Origin of the sequence: Acetobacter tropicalis, assembly GCF_030644465.1 — a bacterium.
GTDB classification, from domain to species: Bacteria; Pseudomonadota; Alphaproteobacteria; order Acetobacterales; family Acetobacteraceae; genus Acetobacter; species Acetobacter tropicalis.
In genome coordinates this window covers 690645-709279 of the sequence record NZ_JAUYUW010000001.1, presented here as the reverse complement: position 1 = coordinate 709279, position 18635 = coordinate 690645, and the positions used below count along the sequence as shown (strand labels likewise).

Sequence of the window (18635 nt, the reverse complement as noted above, 5' to 3'; positions counted from 1 at the left end):
GCGTTAGGGGGCTGGTATGGCTCCTGCCGCAAACTGGATGAAGGCGCGCATATATTCAATGTCGGCATCAGTTTCGCGCTGACCAAGGAAAATCTGCTTGGCAATACCCGTTTTGCCAAGCCGGACGGGATAAAGATTAAAGCGGGATGCATATTCCTCCACCAGCCAACCGGGGAGGGCTGCAACCCCGCGCCCATGCGCGACCATGACCAGCATGATGTCCGTGGTTTCTATCTGCTTTTGCTGGCGTGGACTGATGCCAGCAGGCTGAAGAAACTGCGTGAAGATATCAAGGCGTTCTGAAGGGACCGGGTAGGTGATCAAGGTTTCCCCGGCAAGTTGCTGGGGCAGGATGAATTTGGTGTGCCGAAGGGGGTGGTCCGGCCCCACAACCAGAACAAGCTCGTAATCAAAAACGGGGGTGAAACTCAGCCCCGGTTTGTAAAGTGGATCTGGCGTGACAAGAATATCAATCTCGTTGCTGAACAGGGCCCCAATCCCGCCAAACTGGAATTTCTGGCGCACGTCCACATCCACTTTGGGCCATTGATCCAGATACGGTGAGACAATTTTCAGAAGCCATTGGTAGCAGGGGTGGCATTCCATACCGATGCGTAAGGTTCCTCGCTCGCCATTGGCAAATTGCTCCAACCTGTCTTCCGCCAGTGCAAACTGCGGCAGCAAGCGGTTGGCAAGGGATAACAACCACTCACCGGCTTGGGTGGGGGTAAGGGAGCGCCCCTCCCGCCGCCAGATTTTCACGCCAAGCTGGTCTTCCAGCTTGCGAATGGCATGGCTGAGCGCAGGCTGGGTCAGATTAAGCTTGGCTGCGGCTGCCGTAAGCGATCCTTCGCGGGCAACTTCCTGAATAATGGCCAGATGGCTACGTTCAAGAACAGGCATGCAATGCTCCGTGTATGCGTATAATTTATATAATTATGAAAATTATACCATTTTTATTCATGATTTCAAAGCGTTCCTTTTTAGATCCTCTGCTTCTTGCATCTGGAAAGTGTTTAAGGGCTACAACCCATACTCTCGTTTTTCCTAACCCAGACCTTCTTGTTGAAAGGGAAAAGAACGTCTGTGTTTCTGTGTCTTATGCGAATAATGTCAATACTGTTCTCAGCCTGCGTGATATTAGTGAAAACGTTCGACGGAATTTTTGAGTCCTATTCTAAGGTCTGAGGAATTTACTTTCTTTTAGAATGGGTGCGTTCTTATATTTTCGTTCTTTATAGTCCATGCACAGAGCTAATGGCTGTGTTCTTCTACCATGTTATATTGCATCTTGCGCGGGAGGGGTGGTTAGGCCCATGATGTATCTGCAAAACGCTTCGATGGTCCCGTGCAAGCGGGTTAATAGGGAACACCGTCATGCTCAAGGGGTCAATGAGTGACCTTGAAGGCGTAGTCGGAGGCTGCTCCCGCAACTGTAGGCGGTATGCTTCTGGTTTGGTCGCGTAGAACGTGCGCCACTGTTTTCATCAGGAAACGGGAAGGTTGAATCAGCAAGCCATAATCCGCGAGCCAGGAGACCTGCCATCGTCCAGCCACCAGCCGTCGGGCGGGATGTACCGAAGGGAGGAGAAAAGTGACATGTCTGTCTGCTGCATGTGTCAGCCGTTTTTCACGCAAGAACCGTCAGGGGCGCTTACGTTCCTGAAGAGCTCCGCTTTTTCTCAGCAAAAAAGTAAAATTCGTGTTTGCCCTAAGCGGAAGGCTTCTACCGTCTGAGGCATCTGCTCAAAAATCAAACGGGAATGCGTGCTTTTCAAGACGGATAACTGAGTATACGCGTTCAGGAAAAAAGCAGGAGAAGCCCTATCCTTACAAGGGGAAGATCTTTTTTCCTGTGTCTGAGCCGCGTTGTGTGGGATGGCCATAAGTATGAAAAATGGATCTACTATAAATTCCTTGCAGGCTGCATTATTAGAAAAAGCTGATTTAAGACGGGTCAGAAGTGATCCGAATTTTTGGTACCCCGTTGCGTGGTCCCGTGAAGTGCGCCCCGGTAAAGCTCTTGGTGTTCAGTTTGCGGGCCATCCTCTGGTGGTGGTGCGGCCTACAAACGGCGCTCCTTACGCATTGGATGGTTTGTGCCCCCATAAGCAGGTGCCGCTGAGCAAAGGTGCTGTTTGTGGGGATTTTATAAGCTGTCTGGCTCATGGTCTGAAATATGATAGGAAAGGGCAGTGTGTTTCCCAAAATGGCGCTGCCGATGCGGGTCTCCTTCGCCTCAAGCCGTGGGCGTGCCGGGAAAAAGACGGGCTTATTTTTGTTTTCATGGGCAATCAGGCGCTGGCCGAGACCAAACCGCTTCCTGATTTTCCACGTGTAAGAGATAAACGTTATCGTACCAGACGTTTTGGGCAGGTGGTCAATTGTCATTACAGTTTCATGCATGAAAACCTGATGGATATGAACCATCAGGTGTTGCACAGTCGGCTTGTAGGCAAAATGAAACCCCGTTTCCTTGGCATGGATCGTGGTGAGGACTTTGTAGAAGCGCGTTATACATTTGCCCGTACAGGCGGCAAGCAACCCTTGAGTGAGGCCCTGATTTACGGCCAGAGGCGTAAGGATGGCCGGGACTTCGCTTACCGGGATGTGATGACCATCCGCACACAGTATCCCTATCAAACCCTGCGTATTGAAACGCAGGGTATTGATGAGCCTGTCATGGAGTTATGGATCTCTTATGTTCCTCAAGACAGGCAGGAATTGACAAACCGGGTTTTCGGGCTGTTATCAATCAAGCGGCTGAAAGTGCCCTTTCTGCTTGATCTGGCATGGCCCGTGCTGGTTGCTTTTACAGAGCGCGTCTTCTTTGAAGATCGTGAAATTGTGGAACTGGAACAGCAAGCATGGAAGGAACTGGGGGGCGATCATAACGTGGAAGTTTTTCCTGTTATTCTTGCCTTGCGGCAGCTTTTGCGAGACAGAGGTGTGTCGCCCCCTCAGGGGGAGTGAAAGCTTGTTTGCGCAGTGCTGTGATGCGTCAAGCAGACAGAGGGCAGGCCGTTTGCGTCATTATGTGCACAGCCTTTCAATCAGACGCACGCCACTCTGAACAGAAAGAGTGCTCTTCCATAAGAGAGCAACACCCACCAAAGGATACCTTTATACCAAAACGGGTAGTGGGTGTATTGTTCTGTATAGTTATAAGAAAAAAACGCCTTTTTAAAAGAGGCGGCTGCCATCAGGCACATCTCGTTCAGGGATAGTCAGAACCACGCGCTTCTGATCATCAGGGAAGCCCAAGGTCAGAACTTCAGAAACAAACGGGCCAATCTGGCGGGGTGGCAGGTTCACCACACAGGCAACCTTCTGGCCAATCAGAGCCTCGGCGGAATAGAGCTCCGTAATCTGGGCACTGGAGCGTTTCAGCCCAATGTCTGCGCCAAGGTTAATGGTTAGTTTCCAAGCTGGTTTGCGGGCTTCCGGGAAAGGCTGGACATCAGTGATTGTTCCAACGCGAATATCGATTTTGGTGAAGTCATCAATGGAAATCGTGGTCATGAGACGAGTCTTCCTTTTGTGTGAAGCAAGTTTTCAAACTGTCTTTAGGGGGCAATAATTCCGGAACTGTCACTACCTGTTTCTGGATGAGTGGAGCATATCTCCCACTTGGATAACACGGTAGATAAAACCGTGCTTCTCAAGGAGATGCGGGGAGGCGCTATTACCAATGCACACTTTTCCTCCCTATTGTTGATAGGCTTGCCCCAAACGGTGATCAATTTTTGCAGAAGAGGGTGCTTTTATTCTTGGGGGCGAGTGCCAGGGGGCAGGCGAGTGGAGGAAAGAACTCGTTCTGTGTTCTATCCAGAAAACCGGGGAGCGTAGGGCGTAATCAACCGTAGCCGTCTTGTGGAGACGGCTACGGCCTTAGGTGTACTAGTCAATGGCGACAGTGGCTTCACTTGTCAGCACACGGAAGACAAAGCTTTCCTGCAGGTAAAGCTCCACCGTTTCAGCCGTGTGGCTCAAATAGCCAATGGAAAAATCCTGCCCAATATCCAGCGCCAGATCGCCACCACGGGTGGAGACAACAAACGCACCTTCAATGGCGGGGGCCCAGATGATCTTGCCGTCAATCAGGCTCTCAAGATGTTTGCGGATGGGGTACCCTTCATCATCACCGCCGTTGACGGCCTCAAATGCCGAGGCTCCCAGCACAATGGAATAAGGGCCATTGACGCCCGCCAGACGTAATTCATTGAGCGCGGCAGAAATAACGGCAGGATAATCCTTGACCGATGCAGGAAGTTTGAGATGCGTGTTTGACGTGCCCTGACGGATGCCCGTCATGCCTGCTGCGGCATATCCGTCAAAAATGGCGCGATCTTCTGCAAAGGCAATTTTCTTTGCAGCGTCCTTGACTGGCTGCCAGTCTGAATCAAGGGAGCCGCGTTCCACGGCATCAATTTCATCGCGTGATACGGTAAAGGGAACACGCAGTTCCACCAGCGGCAGAACATCCCGCAGAACGCTCCGCACACCGTCGCCCAGTGTTTCAATCTGTTTGGCGCGGCCTGTGCCCACACCGGCAAAAGCGGTGCCTTTGGGGTCTGATGTGTCCACAACCCGGCGGCCAGCCAGATGGCGGCGGATGGTGCGGGCGGCTTCATCTTCAATCTCGGCCCAGGCGGCGGAGGAAATGGGAGCCAGATGTCTGTGCAGATTGTTCATGTCAGAACTCCTTATTTGAGTGACCCAATTCCAAGAGAGCCGCTCGGCAGATCAGGGGTAGGTGAGGGGGCTGGTGCTGGCTGATCGGCTGTTTCCAGATCAGGCGCGCCGTCCAGAAAATCACTTGTGGGAATAAAGAACAGCGTTCCCGTAACGGCGGTGCTGACATCCAGAAGTCTGTCGTAATTTCCGGGTGGTTTGCCCACGAACATGTTTTGCAGCATTTGTTCCGTGCGGGAAGGGGAGCACGCATAGCCGATAAAGTAGGTGCCAAACTCTCCTTTACCCACTTCACCAAACGGCATGTTGTCGCGCACGATCTGAAGCTGTTGCCCGTTTTCTTCAATATTGGTCAGCACATTATGGGCATAGCTTGGTTTATCGGCCTCCGGCAGTTCAATATCCGATAGTTTCTTGCGGCCAATAATATGTTCCTGCACTTCAGTGGGGATGGCATCCCTTTTTTTCAGGTTATGCAGGTATTTCTGAATAATGACATAGCTGCCGCCAGCAAAAGCCGGGTCTTCCTCACCAATCAGGGTCGCATCAAGGGCGGGCTGGCCGGTGGGGTTTTCCGTGCCATCGACAAAGCCGAGCAGATCACGTTCATCAAAATATTTGAAACCGTGAACTTCATCCACAACGGAGGCGACGCCTTCCAGCCGGGACACGATAGCCGTGCCCAGTTCAAAACACAGATCCATGCGGGTGGCGCGGATATGGAACAGCAGGTCTCCCGGTGTGGAGGGGGCGTGATGCACGCCATTGATTTCCCGAAAGGGATGCAATTCACGCGGGCGTGGTGTGCCAAAAAGGTGATCCCACGCGTTGGACCCAATGCCCGTAATGCAGCTTAGCCTGCCGTCAGGCACCCGGAATCCCACACCCCGAACAAGGGAGGACAGGTCACCCATAAGGGCCTTGATCTGCGTTATGGCCGCGGCATCCGGGGTATCACTGTTCAGGGTTACCACCAGGAAAAGGGCGGCCTGGGTCAGTTTTGTGTCAATGGGTTGAGGTGTGGCCAACGGTCTGAAGCTCCTCGCGCAACAACGCGATCGTGTAACGATATCAGAGCCATAGCATAGGCATGCAGCGCAGCGTGGCAAGATACAAGAATGCGACAGATAAGAAGAATGATCACAAACGGGTCACCATTATAACTGCTGTTTATTATTATATAAGGAAAAGGTCTTGGACGGCAGAGCTCTTGCTGATCTAGTACAGGGCAAGAGCATTGTGGCTCGTTGCGGAACAGGATGGTTCCCTGCGGCGTTTATGGCAGGAAGCAGCCCCTTTCTTTCAGGGTTTGTGGAGGCTGTTTTCTGGTGGAGCAGCCACATGCATATGTTTGGATGAGACCCAATGCAGCCTGCCCATGACCTTGCGCTTCTTCTGGCGCGCTTTCAGTTTGCCTTTACAGTAGGCGTTCATATTATTTTCCCCGCTTTTTCCATTGGACTGGCGGCCTATCTGGCTGTGCTGGAGGGGCTGTGGCTCAAGACCGGAAGACCTGTTTTTCTTGATCTTTACCGATACTGGATCAAGGTTTTCTCCATTGTCTTTGGTATGGGCGTGGTCTCCGGCCTGGTCATGTCCTATGAATTTGGCACCAACTGGTCTGTCTTTTCTCAAAAGGCCGGGCCAATTACCGGGGTGCTGTTATCCTATGAAGTCATGACCGCCTTTTTTCTGGAGGCGGGTTTTCTGGGCGTCATGCTGTTCGGCATGAACAAGGTGGGACGGGGGTTGCATTTTGCCGCCACGTGCTGCGTTTCCATTGGCACCTTGATTTCCATGACATGGATCCTTTCCTCCAATTCCTGGATGCAGACGCCGCGCGGCTACAGCATTGATCCCACAACTGGGCGCTTCATGCCAGCGGACTGGCTGGCCATTATCTTCAACCCCTCTTTCCCGTTCCGGCTGGTGCATATGGGGCTGGCGGCGTTTCTTTCCGTGGCGTTCATTGTTGGGGCAACCGGGGCGTGGCACATGCTCAAGGCCCGGCGTGAAGGGCGGATTGCCAGCGAACCTGTGCGGGTGATGTTCTCCATGGCCATGTGGATGGCCGCCATCGTGGCTCCTATCCAGATCATGGCCGGGGATGCCCATGGCCTGAACACGTTGAAGTACCAGCCCGCAAAAATTGCAGCGATGGAAGGTGACTGGATATCAGAAGGGCGTGCGCCGGAACTGCTATTTGGTATTCCCAACATGAAGGAAGAGCGGACGGATTATGCCGTCAAGGTGCCGCTGCTGGGTTCACTCATTCTCACCCATAGTCTGGAAGGCAAGGTGCCGGGGCTGAAGGATTTCCCCCGTGATCAACGGCCGCCATCGCCTGTTATTTTCTTCTCCTTCCGCATCATGGTGGCGTTGGGCATGCTTATGGCGCTTGTGGGGTTCTGGTCCCTCTGGTTACGGCGCAACAGCACCCTGTTTACAAATACACTCTTCCATCGTGTTGCCCTGTGCATGGCTCCCGCTGGTTTTCTGGCGCTGCTGTGCGGCTGGATCACTACCGAAGTCGGCCGTCAGCCCTGGACTGTTTACGGCCTGCTGCGCACGTCAGACAGCGTTTCTCCCATTGCTTTGTCCAGCATGGCTGTGACCATGACGGCCTTTGTGGTGGTGTATGTGCTGGTGTTTGGTTCTGGCATGGGCATTCTGGTGCGCCTGCTGGGGCGTGCGCCGCAGGAAGGCGAACATGATACTCCTCCCTCTCACGCATCCGATATTCTGGCAGCCCGCATGCATCCGGATGTGATTGACCCGTCTGCTGGCAAAGGAGCCTGATCCATGATGGACTTTGCATACTGGCTCCCCATTGTCTGGGCTGTCATTCTGATTGCAGCCATAAGTATTTACGTCATTCTTGATGGTTTTGATCTAGGCATCGGCATGCTCTTTGCGCTGGAGCGTGATCCCGGCCGCCGGGATGTGATGGTGAACACCATCGCCCCCGTATGGGACGGGAACGAGACATGGATGGTTCTGGGCGGCGCCGTGCTGTATGGGGTTTTCCCCGGTGCGTATGCCACTCTGCTGCCCGCCTTTTACCTACCCATCGTGCTGATGTTGCTGGCGTTGATCTTCCGGGGCGTGGCGTTTGAATTTCGTGTCATGACGCGCGGCACCCCGCGTGAGCGGCTCTGGACCACAGGTTTTATGGTCGGCTCCGGCCTGGCCGCCTTCTGTCAGGGTGCCATTCTGGCCGGTGTGGTTCAGGGTGTTACCGTTACGGATGGCGCTTTTGCCGGTGGGCCACTGGACTGGCTGACGCCGTTCAGCATTCTGTGTGGCTTATCAGTGATGTGCGGCTACGCCCTGCTGGGCGCAACATGGTTGATCTGGCGTACAACCGGCGTTCTGGAGGCATCGTGCCGCAGGTGGGCGGCGCGTCTGGCTGTGGGGCTCTTCCTTTGCATTGTTGCTGTCAGTATCTGGACCCCGCTGCTGCATGCGCCTTATCTGCGCCGTTGGACGGCGTGGCCCAATATGCTGTTTGTTGCGCCTGTGCCTGTTCTGGTCGCGCTGCTTGGTGGCCTGATGGTCATGGGCCTGCGGCGGGACCACTCTAAGGGGCCGTTCCTGTGCGCGCTGGGCTGGTTCTTTCTGTGCCTCTCCGGGCTGGGCATTACCATCTGGCCCTATGCCGTGCCGCCGGGGCTGACGTTGTGGGATGTGTCCTCTCCGCCCTCAAGCCAGTTTTTTCAGCTTGTTGGCACGGCCATCCTGCTGCCCATCATCCTGACCTATACAATCTACTCTTATCGCGTGTTTCGCGGAAAGGTGACGGAAACAGATGGCTATCACTGATATTGTTCAGGGCAATGGGGATGGCGCACCCAAACGGACCGGCGCGCGGGTTGGCTGGTTTGTGGTCATCTGGTCGCTCAGCACGGCGGCGTTCATTGCCGCAGCATCTTTCCTCCATTTGTTGATTCCCAAGTAGGGCGGCAACGCTTTTGCCGCTCTTTCCTCCACCGCTCACTCAGGACAGGGTCCGATGCTTTTTGAGTTTGAACGTGATTTTGCCGGGTCATTGCGTTGCATTCCAATGATTGCACGACAGAAGCTGGATATTGTCTGCATTAAGCTGAGCCTGCGGCAATGGAGCCAGTTCTCGCGTGAAGACCGGGAGACGTTGACGAAACTCCCCTGCACCACAGCAGATGAACAGGCCGCGTATCGCGCTCTTGTGGCACACCTGATTGCAGCCCGCAGTAATGAGCCCCTCCGGCCGCTGGACGCCCCCACTCTGGCAGACTGGCAGGAGCCTGATCGGATGCCGGAGGCGGTGATGGGGCAGGCGCAGGTGGATGGCGTGGTGCCGCCCACACCAGCCCAATGGGCGGGGCTGACGCCGCTTCAGCGTTTTGCACTGATCAAACTGGCACGTTCAAAGCATGAAAACGAAAACTTTGTGCCTGCCATGAAGGAATTTGGCGTGCTGCAACCAGAACACGCCTGATATCTGCTGACGCTGTTTTACAAAGAGTGACGATCAGAAAACCGTGCTGCGCGGGGCATGCACTACTCTGCCGCCTATCAAGAGGGTTGATATCATGAGCAAAGAAAAACAGTCTGAATTCAAGCCCTATCATCATCCAGCAGGAGGCTGGGGGGCGGCAGGGGCCACGGCAAAAGTGCTGATGGAGCAAAGTGTTCTTGTCAAGGGATCACGCGGGCTTCTGGCCATGAACCAGCCGGGGGGCTTTAAATGCCCAAGCTGCGCTTTTCCTGATGCGGATCATCGTAAAAAACTGGAGTTTTGTGAAAACGGTGCCAAGGCGCTTGCGCATGAAGCCACAAAGGCGCGTATCACGCGTGATTTTTTTGAGCGCTACACCGTTACGGAGCTGATGGAGAAAAGTGACTACTGGCTGGAAATGCAGGGTCGCCTGACAGAGCCCATGCGGTATGATGCCGCAACAGACAAATATGTGCCCGTCACATGGGATAATGCGTTCGCCATGATCGGCCGCCATTTGCAGGCGCTTGAAAGCCCACATCAGGCCGAGTTCTATACATCGGGCCGCACCGCGAATGAGACGGCTTTCCTGTATTCCATTTTTATTCGTGAATTTGGTACCAACAACTTTCCTGATTGCTCAAACATGTGTCACGAGCCTACAAGCCGTGGCCTGCCGCCATCTATAGGCATTGGCAAGGGCACAATTGTGCTGGCGGATTTTGAGCACGCTGAGGCCATATTTGTGGTGGGGCAGAATACGGGCACAAATTCGCCACGCATGATGACCAATCTGGTGGAAGCCCGCAAACGCGGCGTGCCGATTATTCTGATTAACCCCATGCCGGAACGGGCGCTCATCCGTTTTACGGAGCCGCAGGATGTGCTGCAGATGGGTACGTTCGGTTCAACCCCAATTTCCAGCGAATTCGTGCATGTGCGGATTGGCGGAGATCTCGCTATTTTCAAAGGTATGATGAAAGTGCTGTTTGAAGCCGAGGCGCGTGGGGAGAACGTGCTGGATACCGCTTTCATTCAGGAACACACCGCAGGAATTGAGGCGTTGCGGGAGGATGTGATGGGATGTTCCTGGGCGGATATTACCCGTATTTCCGGTGTTTCTGAAGAACAGATCCGTAAAATTGGTGAAATTTACAAAAACTCTAAAGCCACTATTATCTGCTACGGTATGGGGCTGACCCAGCATCAGGAAGGCTCTCGCCTGTTGCAGCAGGTGGCCAATATTCTGCTTCTGCGCGGGAATTTTGGTAAACCTGGTGCCGGTATTGCACCTATTCGCGGCCATTCCAATGTGCAGGGGGATCGCACGGTCGGGATAGATGAAAAACCAACCCAGCTTTATCTGGACCGCGTGCGGGATGCGTTTGGGTTTGAGCCCCCGCGTGAGCACGGTCACCATGTGGTTGAGGCTCTTGAAGCCATGGAAGCTGGTACGGCCAAGGTGTTTATTGGTCTGGGTGGCAATTTTATTCATGCCGTGCCGGATACCCCCCGCTCTTATGCCGCTATGCGTAAGCTGAACCTGACGGTTGGCATTGCCACAAAACTGAACAGAGGGCATCTGGTGCATGGCAAGGATGCGCTGATCCTGCCTGTTGTTGCGCGGTCTGAAATTATTCGTACGGCGGCAGGCGAGCAGTTCATAACTATTGAAGATGCCATGTCGAACGTGACGGCATCCCGTGGGGTGTTTGAACCGGTCAGTGATCATGTTCTGCCGGAAACGGAAATTGTGTGCCGTATGGCCATGGAAGCACTGCCCAACTCTAAAACGGCATGGGCGCAGTATATGGTGGATTACGGTCCGATACGCGACAAAATTGCCGAGGTGTATCCCGAAATCTATGCTGATTTTGCGGAGAAGATCAAAAACCCCAGAGGCTTCCATCTGGATATTCCACCGCGCCGGCGTGTGTGGAAAACGCCTAATGGTAAAGCCAATTTTCTCGTCATGCCGGGGCTGGAGGTAAATGAGCCCATAACCGATAAGGCTATGTTGCGGCTGGCCACCATCCGTTCGCATGACCAGTATAACACCACCATTTACAGTAATAATGACCGGTATCGCGGGGTGTATAACACCCGGCTTGTTATCTTCATGAACAAGGAAGACATGGCGGAGCGGGGCTTGGAGAACGGTGCTGTTATCGGACTGGAAACCTATAGTGAGGATGGCGTAAGGCGGTATGTGGATGGGTTGAGCGTAATTGCTTACCCCATGTCTCGTGGGGCGATTGCCGGATACTACCCGGAACTCAACCCTCTTTTGCCGCTGGATTATTTTGATGAAATCAGTGGCACACCCGCAGCCAAATCCATTCCCGTAAAAGTGGTGGAAAGTGTGGCGTCAGCACCGCCTATCAAAATTGCCGGGTAAGGGGCAGCCGGGCAGCTATGGCTGACAGGAGAGAGCCAGTGCGCAACATTGCACAGGATGTTGACAGGCATGGCCGCCCGCTAAGGGATTTGCGGATATCGGTTATGGATCGGTGCAATTTCCGCTGTTCCTACTGCATGCCGGAGAGCACGTATCATGAAGGGTTTCAGTTTCTGGCCCCCAGGGACCGGCTGGATTTTGATGAAATAGAGCGCGTGGCGCGGGTTGCGGCCAGTCTGGGCGTAACCAAAATACGCCTGACGGGTGGTGAACCGCTGTTGCGTGCCGACTTGCCTGATCTGATAGAGCGTCTGGTCCATGTGCCGGGTATTGAGGATGTTGCCCTGACAACCAACGGGGTGTTGTTGCCGCGTTGCGCGCAGGCACTGCGGCAGGCAGGGTTGCAGCGCGTGACTATCAGTCTGGATAGTCTTGACCCCGCCGTGTTTGCGCGAATGAGCGGTGGCAGGGGAGACCCGGCTGCGGTACTGAAAGGCGTTGAAGCCGCAGAACAGGCCGGTTTTCAAGGACATATAAAGATCAATACTGTTGTGCAGCGTGGCGTAAATGATGCTGGTGTGCCTGATCTGCTTGCCCATTTTCGCAATACAGAATGTGTGGTCCGTCTGATTGAATACATGGATGTTGGCAACCGTAACGGGTGGGAGAGGATGGATGTTGTGCCCTCTCAGGAATTGCTAACGCGCATCAACGCCATCTGGCCGGTGGCGGCACTCTCTCCTCATTATCCGGGTGAGGTGGCGCGCCGTTATGGGTATGTGGATGGTGCGGGGGAGATCGGGTTTATTTCCTCTGTCAGCGCCCCATTCTGCGGTGCCTGCTCGCGGGCGCGTCTTTCTTCAGATGGAAAGCTCTATACCTGTCTTTTTGCAACGCAGGGCACGGATTTACGGGCGCTTCTGCGTAACCCGCGGCATGCTGGGGATGACGAGGTTTTGCGCACGGTTCTCTCTCATATATGGAGCCAGCGCACAGATCGCTACAGCGAAGAACGAGCTACTCACCCTGCGGGCAAAACCATTCCGAAGAGACCATACACGCAGGATAAAATCGAAATGCATTACATCGGGGGGTAATGGCTGTGTAAGAGGCTGGCCTTTCTGATGGCAGAAGGGGGCTGCTGGTGTCATTTATGGCACGTCTCTCTTCAGGTAGAGCGTGTTTTGCGGAGTACATATGATTCTGAAGCAGCTTTACTATCTTCGAGAGATAGACAAATTCAGAAGTTTTTCAAAAGCGGCTGTGGCCTGTAACGTGTCCCAGCCTGCGCTTTCCCGCGCCGTAAGGCAATTGGAAGAGGAGCTGGGCGTTGTTATTATAGACCGCAAGAAAAAGGTGTTTGGCTTTACGGTAGAAGGTGCCCGTATTCTGAAATGGGCACATGATATTCTGCACAGTGTTACGGAAATGCAGAATGAAGTTTCACTGACAAAGCAGGATCTGGTCGGTGCGCTCAAAATAGGGGTTATTCCAACCGCCGTGCATATTGTGCCAGCACTTATGGAAGCGGTTCAGGAAAAAATTGGCGACTTTTCCTGTGATGTCTCTGTTCTGACAAATGCGGATATTATTGAGCGGCTTACCAAAAAGCAGCTTGATATCGGCATTATGTATTACGAGGAGTGCCCGCAGGCGCAGGCCTTTATTGTTCGCTCCCTTTATGAGGAAGAGCAGGTGCTGGCTGGTACCTCCGCGTATGCTTTCCCGGAGGGGCGTGACATCAGTTGGGAGGATGCAGCACATTTTCCGCTGGCGCTGCTTAGTCAGACCATGCGGTGCAGGCAACTGGTGGATACTGGTTTTCAGGCGGCTGGGGTCAAACCGATTGTTCGTCTTGAAACCGGGTCTCTTGAAGTGATCCATGCTGAAATAATGAGTGGCCGGTTTGCGACCATCCTGCCTATTTCTTCTTTCCCGCTCAGGGTGCCTCCCGTTGGCAGATTGCAGATGCGCAGACTGGTTGGATTTTCCGCAGGCTCCATAGGTCTGGTGCGGCTGAACGAGCGTCTCCCATCCGATTTTTTTGATGCGGTATGGAAGGTCGCGCTCACAATAGATTTCAGGCATAAGTTTGATAATTTATGTTGCCCGCAGCCAGCCTGAAAAGGGAGATTATCAGAGTTTCAGAAAAGGAGTGGCGGTATCAGCCAAGGCTGCATCACGCCAGTTTAATAACCCGGGCACCCGGGCTAAAGGCCCCAGTAAGGTTCGGCTGCGGAAGTTTTTGGCCGTAGGGGCTATAGAAGGAGTTTTTGGGCTCAACGGTGTTGCCTTTAACGCTTGCAACACCGTTGTTTCTGAAAAAGGCCTTATAGTTAAATCAGACCTCTTTGAGAGAGCAGTCTTATTTCTGTGCTTTCGGAGCTGAGGCCGCTTTGCCACCCTGTGTGGCAGGAATAGCTGTTTCCACAAAATCCTGAGACACAAAGACAAGGTTGTTCAGTGTCTGGTCAAGTGCATCCAGTGCTTCCTTGGGCTGGCGGCCTTCTGTGAAGACAGTGGCGCGGTTAAGGGCGCCCTGTGTCTGTGCCAGCGGTGCCAGTGCGACAATGAAGTCTACATCTTCACCCACAACCTGCATGCTCTGGGCTGCCTGCTGCGTGTCACCAGCCTGAAGCTGCTTGTTGGCGGTGGCCACGGCAGCCTTTTTCTCAGGAGCCAGCGTTTCGCTTGCAATAAATTCACCCCCTACCGGAATCCAGTCTGTAGGCGTAGTGGCAGGCACATGGCCAGATGCCGGTGCATGCTGGGGGGCAGGCTGCAAAGAGGCTTCTGCTGCCTTGAACTTGGTGCTGGCCTTGCCTGCTGCGGTCAGGCGCTTGTTGGCATCATACAGTGCGGGGATGGCGGCATCTGTGTTGCCGGCAGCCAGCAGATCACGCGCTTTGAGAATATCGCCAAAGGCTTTCTGTCCATCATTGGACAGATGGCGAAATGCCCGGCCTGCCTTGTACTGTTCCCAATGTGTGTGCAGGGATGTGGCGTGGCTGGCAACCGGGGTTACGGCAAGGCTGGCGGCAATGGCCATAAGGGGGATAAAGCGCATATCTATACTCATCTCATCTATAAAATCGGGCTGGGTGCTCCTCCGTAAGGGAGGGCATGTTGCCACGGCAAAAAATAAAAAGCCTCGATACGCAGCACAAAATAGGCACTGCGCCTACCAAAGCGGAAAACAGAAACAACTCTGCGTTTCTAGCCCATTCCGCCCCGGCACGGAAGATTGCCCGCCCATACCGGGTGGGCAGACCTTACATGGCAGCAATGCCTTTCCTACCGGGAAAGGCGGGTCATTTCTTCCGAAATCTCACGTTCGCGTTTGCGCAGAGCACTTACATGGTTGGGTTCATTCTTTTCTGCCTCAGCAATTTTGCGTTGCAGATCGTCCAGTTCTTTCTGAAGGGCAGACAGCGCCGGGGGAGTATGGGATGGATGGCTCATTTACGGCCTGCCAGTACTTTTGTTGCCAGTCCCTGTAGTTCTGCTGCTGTCACACCTTCAGGATTATGCTGCGCTTTTTTGGCAATTTCACGTTCCACCTCAGAGGCGTGTTCGCCTCCTTTCAGCACAAATGTCGCCAGTTCCAGCACCTCTGCTTTGGTGGCCAGTTTAGGCTGCGCAAGGGTGCGCTCTGCCAGATGGTATAATGAACTCGTTTCGTGTGGGGCTTTATCGTGCGGCATGATGTCTCTCTTTTTCAGGTGTTGTCCTGTTCGGACTCAACTCTGCTTTAGAGATGGGATCATGCAGCCCGAAATCACAGCGGTGGCGAGAGCATGGCAGTTATTCACACAGAAAACGGTCGGTAAACTACGTAAGTTTACCCTCATGTCTGGAGGTCAGTTCGGGGCGCTTTCTGTAACGCTCTGATACGCGGGGGGCTTTTTATCGGAAAGGCGTTCCCTTGGAGGCAGGCAGGGTTGACGGAGGCTGTGGTGGTGCAGACCGTTGGAGGCTTGGTGTGGCAGAGGGGGGCGTGGCGCTGAAAGCAGGGAGCCGATTAGGAGCGGTAGCCTGAAAAGGGGGAACAGGTTGGCCGGGATAGTAATACGGGCCACGATAGTTCTGGTTCAACTGGGCATTATTGAGCCGGTCAACCAGTTCATTGCCCGTTCCACCTGAATAGCGCGGGGGTGGCGTGGCTGTTCTGGCGGTGGGAGTCCGCGGGGTATTTGGCGCTGGGGGGAGAGCACGCGGTGCGGCACCGGACTGCGCAAAAGGCTTATGGGGCAGGCGGCTCATTCTGCTGGTGGCCCACAGCGGGGCAGGCATGCCCATAACCAGAAGGCTCGCAATAAAACAGGCACGGAATGCTGTGTTCTTCATGACCAGTTATCCTTGCAAGGGCACCGTAAGGAACGGTGTGATCTGTTTCCGTAACTCTGGCTGAAACGCCTGAAACTGTTATCGGATGCAAGGGGCTGAAAACAACGAGACTCAAAAAAACAGGACGCCCCGTATTATGGGGCGTCTGCTGACAAGAGGGAACGTTAGGCGGGGGAGAAGCGGGCCGCTACGTCTGCAACGCGCTTGCCATAATGGACGGCTGTATCCAGATCCCCCTGCGGAATTTCATCCACGCTGGCATCTGCCGGGCTCTGCACAAGCAGCCCGATGGAGCCACCCAGATTGTTGAGATCCGTGCGTTTGGCTTCCTTGGTGTTGCTGGGCAACAGGCCCAGACTGACCCAGATACCACCATGCTGTGCGGCCAGCGTGCTCAGCCATGCCAGAGTGCAGCCTTTATCGCCATTCAGGCTGGCGCTGTTGGTGAAACCACCGAAAATCTTGTTTTCCCACCCACGGGTGAACCAGATTTTGGAGGAGGCATCAGCAAATTTTTTGAACTGCCAGCTTGCGTTTCCCATGTAGGTTGGTGCGCCGAAGATAATGGCGTGGGCAGCATTCAGCTTGGCCCAGTCTGCTTCCGTCAGATCCCCGTGTTCATTGATGGCGACAAGTTCCGCATTGGCTCCTTTGGCGACATGTTCCGCCACCCGGCGGGTGTGGCCATAGCCAGAATGATAAACAACAACAGTATTAGCCATAGTCTTTTCTCCATGAACCAGAAGCGGTGGCTACTGGCGTGGCCATCGGCATGGGGGCCACAATGGCTTCCTTCGTTCTGTTTGATAATCGGCCTTAATGAAAAGTCATATCATACTCCGGGTGTGAGGTGGCACAGGCGCGCTTTGTGGCAGAAGGTGCTGTGGGGAGGGGCATGGCAGATGTGTGATCAGGCCCCTCTGAAAGATGCGTGTAGAGAGCTACAAGATGTGAAAGCGGTTAACGGCTGCGGTGTACGGAGAGGCAAATGATTTACTTCCGTGCGCCATGAAATGGCCGCATGAACGCGGCAAGGAGCCCGGCGGACCGGCGTGGGAGGTCGGGCTCAAAAAGAACAAGAAATGATGCGGACCAATGGTGCATAAAAGCTGGCTGGCAGGTGTGGCTCTGGGGAGCGTAATGATAACGGGTAGCATGCCGCAGGGGCATGCCAGATCATCGCTTGCGCATCCGCCTCAATCCCGTTCGGCCCTGACGCATCCCGCACGCGCGCACCTGTATCCTTCCGCTGCCCGTGCCGGAAAGAGGGGACTGCAACCCCGACAGTCGTCGCCTCAGCCCATATCACCTGCGGCAGTAGCGCCTGCGGAAAAGCACCAACCCCTGTCACCTAAAAGTGTTCAGACAGAGCAGGCGGCTCCTGTTGCCGCGACACAGCAGGACAAGCCCCATATTGGCAATCTCTTTCATCCCAGGCCGGGGCATGCAGCATCTTATTGGGATGGACTGGAAGGACACCTTTCCATTGAAGCCGGAATTACCGGCAACCCATGGACGCGCTCAGGCCGAAACTTTGGCCAGTATTATAATGATCGCGCCAATACCGTTACCATGAACCAGATTATGGGATCACTCTCCCACCCGGTAACGGACGTTGGCGGCGGATATGGCATTGGGTTTGTGCTGGAGGCCATGTACGGCTCCGATGCACGGTTTGATCCTACAATCGGCATGGGCGATGGCGCTATTACGGGTTTGTATCAGTGGGCACCAACACAGGCCCATGTGGACGTGCATCTTCCCTGGATTTTCAAACACGGCATTGATGTGCAGGTGGGTCAGATGTACGGCCTGATGGGCGCGGAAGGCACGCCCGCGCTGGCCCGACCTTTCTATACCTTCAATTACGCTTCTGATTATATTGTGCCCTTCCAGACAGTGGGCATTGTGGCCACCATGCACCTTAGCAAGCATGTGGACTGGATTCTGGGCGTGGATGCCGGAAATTCCACTACCTTTGGCGCGGCAGGCAACAATAACAAACCCAAGGGGTATTTTGGCTTTGCCTTCAACCATCTGCTGGATGGCAAGCTTGATATTCACGCCATGGGGCGGTTCGGGCCGGAAGGGAACAACGGGCGGGCCGTGACATCTCCCGACGGCTGGACCAGCGCGGGCCTTGGTTCTGATGCCAATCACCTCATGCAGTATAATGGGGATATCATGGCCACCTATCATGTGAATGATAAGCTCAGCGTTACGGTGGACGGCACCTATCTGCATGATAACGCCACACGGGATGATGTGTATGGGGTCACCAGCTATCTGGCGTGGGATATCAAACCATGGCTGACGTTCAATCTGCGCGGCGAGGTTTTCCGGGATAATACGGGTGGGACTGTCAGCGAATATGCCAGTTTCATGTCCTACACACATTCTTTGAGCAACCGGCCTTACCCCTATTACAATGCGCCACCCACCACCTATGGAGAACTGACGGTTGGGGCCTCTTACCGTCCGGACTTCATCAACAGAAATCTGGGGCTGGGCAAACTGACATTGCGGCCGGAAATCAGGCTGGATAAATCGCTCAATGGTACGCGGCCTTTCAATCAGGCTGGAACGGTGCAGAACCCGGTGGTTACAAACGGCACCAACAATATGCTGTGGTTCAACTGCGATGCAGTCTGGGCCTTCTGAATGTTGACATGCGGTGAGGGAAAGGTGGGTGCCTGCCAGCGTCGGGCAGGGGGTGAT

18 protein-coding genes and 1 riboswitch are annotated in these 18635 nt (G+C 54.3%); of the genes, 9 read left to right on the top strand and 9 right to left on the bottom strand.

What is annotated here, in order from left to right; translation table 11 throughout:
- Window positions 1-3 precede the first annotated feature (3 nt).
- A complete protein-coding gene (locus tag QWU00_RS03150) occupies window positions 4-903 on the bottom strand; it encodes a LysR family transcriptional regulator (RefSeq protein WP_035380378.1) in 900 nt (299 codons plus the stop codon).
- 421 nt (window positions 904-1324) lie between these two features.
- Window positions 1325-1561, top strand: a riboswitch (cobalamin riboswitch).
- A 329-nt stretch (window positions 1562-1890) separates the two neighbouring features.
- On the opposite strand from QWU00_RS03150, the gene QWU00_RS03145 reads away from it, so the two are divergent.
- Window positions 1891-2973: a Rieske 2Fe-2S domain-containing protein gene (locus QWU00_RS03145; protein WP_035380504.1), complete on the top strand. Its 1083-nt coding sequence runs from the start codon at window positions 1891-1893 to the stop codon at window positions 2971-2973.
- 210 nt (window positions 2974-3183) lie between these two features.
- Here QWU00_RS03145 and QWU00_RS03140 read toward each other — a convergent pair whose 3' ends face one another.
- The 3 genes from QWU00_RS03140 to QWU00_RS03130 all read right to left on the bottom strand — a co-directional run bounded on the left by QWU00_RS03140 (window position 3184) and on the right by QWU00_RS03130 (window position 5723).
- Window positions 3184-3522 (bottom strand): tRNA-binding protein, encoded by a 339-nt coding sequence (locus QWU00_RS03140; RefSeq protein WP_035380376.1) that lies wholly within the window; start codon window positions 3520-3522, stop codon window positions 3184-3186.
- A gap of 378 nt (window positions 3523-3900) precedes the next feature.
- Entirely contained in the window at window positions 3901-4695 is a 795-nt protein-coding gene (locus tag QWU00_RS03135; protein WP_035380374.1) for a family 1 encapsulin nanocompartment shell protein, read from the bottom strand.
- An 11-nt stretch (window positions 4696-4706) separates the two neighbouring features.
- Window positions 4707-5723 carry a Dyp-type peroxidase gene (locus QWU00_RS03130; RefSeq protein WP_035380372.1) on the bottom strand — a complete coding sequence of 339 codons (1017 nt, stop codon included), beginning with the start codon at window positions 5721-5723 and terminating at the stop codon, window positions 4707-4709.
- 337 nt (window positions 5724-6060) lie between these two features.
- On the opposite strand from QWU00_RS03130, the gene QWU00_RS03125 reads away from it, so the two are divergent.
- From QWU00_RS03125 to QWU00_RS03095, 7 genes are all read left to right on the top strand, one after another.
- On the top strand, window positions 6061-7494 hold the full coding sequence (locus QWU00_RS03125) for a cytochrome ubiquinol oxidase subunit I (protein WP_035380370.1): 1434 nt from the start codon (window positions 6061-6063) through the stop codon (window positions 7492-7494).
- Between the two features lie 3 nt (window positions 7495-7497).
- The gene (cydB, locus tag QWU00_RS03120; RefSeq protein ID WP_035380368.1) at window positions 7498-8517 is read left to right on the top strand and encodes a cytochrome d ubiquinol oxidase subunit II; all 1020 of its coding nucleotides are present in this window, start codon (window positions 7498-7500) and stop codon (window positions 8515-8517) included.
- A complete protein-coding gene (locus QWU00_RS03115) occupies window positions 8504-8653 on the top strand; it encodes a DUF2474 family protein (protein WP_081939059.1) in 150 nt (49 codons plus the stop codon). Before cydB ends, QWU00_RS03115 begins: the two co-directional genes overlap by 14 nt.
- Window positions 8654-8707: 54 nt before the next feature.
- Window positions 8708-9172 (top strand): nitrate reductase associated protein, encoded by a 465-nt coding sequence (locus QWU00_RS03110; protein WP_035380366.1) that lies wholly within the window; start codon window positions 8708-8710, stop codon window positions 9170-9172.
- Window positions 9173-9266: 94 nt separating this feature from the next.
- Window positions 9267-11570 (top strand): FdhF/YdeP family oxidoreductase, encoded by a 2304-nt coding sequence (locus QWU00_RS03105; RefSeq protein WP_035380365.1) that lies wholly within the window; start codon window positions 9267-9269, stop codon window positions 11568-11570.
- A gap of 38 nt (window positions 11571-11608) precedes the next feature.
- Window positions 11609-12667: a GTP 3',8-cyclase MoaA gene (gene moaA, locus QWU00_RS03100; RefSeq protein WP_035380363.1), complete on the top strand. Its 1059-nt coding sequence runs from the start codon at window positions 11609-11611 to the stop codon at window positions 12665-12667.
- A gap of 100 nt (window positions 12668-12767) precedes the next feature.
- Window positions 12768-13694 (top strand): LysR family transcriptional regulator, encoded by a 927-nt coding sequence (locus tag QWU00_RS03095; RefSeq protein WP_035380361.1) that lies wholly within the window; start codon window positions 12768-12770, stop codon window positions 13692-13694.
- Window positions 13695-13935: 241 nt separating this feature from the next.
- On the opposite strand, the gene QWU00_RS03090 is transcribed toward QWU00_RS03095, so the two are convergent.
- The 5 genes from QWU00_RS03090 to QWU00_RS03070 all read right to left on the bottom strand — a co-directional run bounded on the left by QWU00_RS03090 (window position 13936) and on the right by QWU00_RS03070 (window position 16639).
- A complete protein-coding gene (locus QWU00_RS03090) occupies window positions 13936-14637 on the bottom strand; it encodes a YfdX family protein (RefSeq protein ID WP_035380503.1) in 702 nt (233 codons plus the stop codon).
- 227 nt (window positions 14638-14864) lie between these two features.
- Window positions 14865-15032, bottom strand: a complete 168-nt coding sequence (locus QWU00_RS03085; RefSeq protein WP_156105415.1) for a hypothetical protein — start codon at window positions 15030-15032, stop codon at window positions 14865-14867.
- Window positions 15029-15274 carry a hypothetical protein gene (locus QWU00_RS03080; protein ID WP_035380359.1) on the bottom strand — a complete coding sequence of 82 codons (246 nt, stop codon included), beginning with the start codon at window positions 15272-15274 and terminating at the stop codon, window positions 15029-15031. Before QWU00_RS03080 ends, QWU00_RS03085 begins: the two co-directional genes overlap by 4 nt.
- 202 nt (window positions 15275-15476) lie before the next feature.
- The gene (locus QWU00_RS03075; RefSeq protein ID WP_035380357.1) at window positions 15477-15917 is read right to left on the bottom strand and encodes a hypothetical protein; all 441 of its coding nucleotides are present in this window, start codon (window positions 15915-15917) and stop codon (window positions 15477-15479) included.
- A gap of 164 nt (window positions 15918-16081) precedes the next feature.
- Entirely contained in the window at window positions 16082-16639 is a 558-nt protein-coding gene (locus tag QWU00_RS03070) for a flavodoxin family protein (RefSeq protein ID WP_035380355.1), read from the bottom strand.
- A gap of 373 nt (window positions 16640-17012) precedes the next feature.
- Between QWU00_RS03070 and QWU00_RS03065 the strand changes: the two genes are divergently transcribed.
- Window positions 17013-18578: an outer membrane beta-barrel protein gene (locus QWU00_RS03065; protein WP_081939058.1), complete on the top strand. Its 1566-nt coding sequence runs from the start codon at window positions 17013-17015 to the stop codon at window positions 18576-18578.
- Window positions 18579-18635 lie beyond the last annotated feature (57 nt).

Bases quoted from the DNA above. Each gene is read 5' to 3' on its own strand.
- QWU00_RS03150 (WP_035380378.1), bottom strand. From the start codon at position 903: ATGCCTGTTCTTGAACGTAGCCATCTGGCCATTATTCAGGAAGTTGCC.
- QWU00_RS03145 (WP_035380504.1), top strand. From the start codon at position 1,891: ATGAAAAATGGATCTACTATAAATTCCTTGCAGGCTGCATTATTAGAA.
- QWU00_RS03140 (WP_035380376.1), bottom strand. From the start codon at position 3,522: ATGACCACGATTTCCATTGATGACTTCACCAAAATCGATATTCGCGTT.
- QWU00_RS03135 (WP_035380374.1), bottom strand. From the start codon at position 4,695: ATGAACAATCTGCACAGACATCTGGCTCCCATTTCCTCCGCCGCCTGG.
- QWU00_RS03125 (WP_035380370.1), top strand. From the start codon at position 6,061: ATGCAGCCTGCCCATGACCTTGCGCTTCTTCTGGCGCGCTTTCAGTTT.
- cydB (WP_035380368.1), top strand. From the start codon at position 7,498: ATGATGGACTTTGCATACTGGCTCCCCATTGTCTGGGCTGTCATTCTG.
- QWU00_RS03115 (WP_081939059.1), top strand. From the start codon at position 8,504: ATGGCTATCACTGATATTGTTCAGGGCAATGGGGATGGCGCACCCAAA.
- QWU00_RS03110 (WP_035380366.1), top strand. From the start codon at position 8,708: ATGCTTTTTGAGTTTGAACGTGATTTTGCCGGGTCATTGCGTTGCATT.
- QWU00_RS03105 (WP_035380365.1), top strand. From the start codon at position 9,267: ATGAGCAAAGAAAAACAGTCTGAATTCAAGCCCTATCATCATCCAGCA.
- QWU00_RS03095 (WP_035380361.1), top strand. From the start codon at position 12,768: ATGATTCTGAAGCAGCTTTACTATCTTCGAGAGATAGACAAATTCAGA.
- QWU00_RS03090 (WP_035380503.1), bottom strand. From the start codon at position 14,637: ATGCGCTTTATCCCCCTTATGGCCATTGCCGCCAGCCTTGCCGTAACC.
- QWU00_RS03085 (WP_156105415.1), bottom strand. From the start codon at position 15,032: ATGAGCCATCCATCCCATACTCCCCCGGCGCTGTCTGCCCTTCAGAAA.
- QWU00_RS03080 (WP_035380359.1), bottom strand. From the start codon at position 15,274: ATGCCGCACGATAAAGCCCCACACGAAACGAGTTCATTATACCATCTG.
- QWU00_RS03075 (WP_035380357.1), bottom strand. From the start codon at position 15,917: ATGAAGAACACAGCATTCCGTGCCTGTTTTATTGCGAGCCTTCTGGTT.
- QWU00_RS03070 (WP_035380355.1), bottom strand. From the start codon at position 16,639: ATGGCTAATACTGTTGTTGTTTATCATTCTGGCTATGGCCACACCCGC.
- QWU00_RS03065 (WP_081939058.1), top strand. From the start codon at position 17,013: ATGGTGCATAAAAGCTGGCTGGCAGGTGTGGCTCTGGGGAGCGTAATG.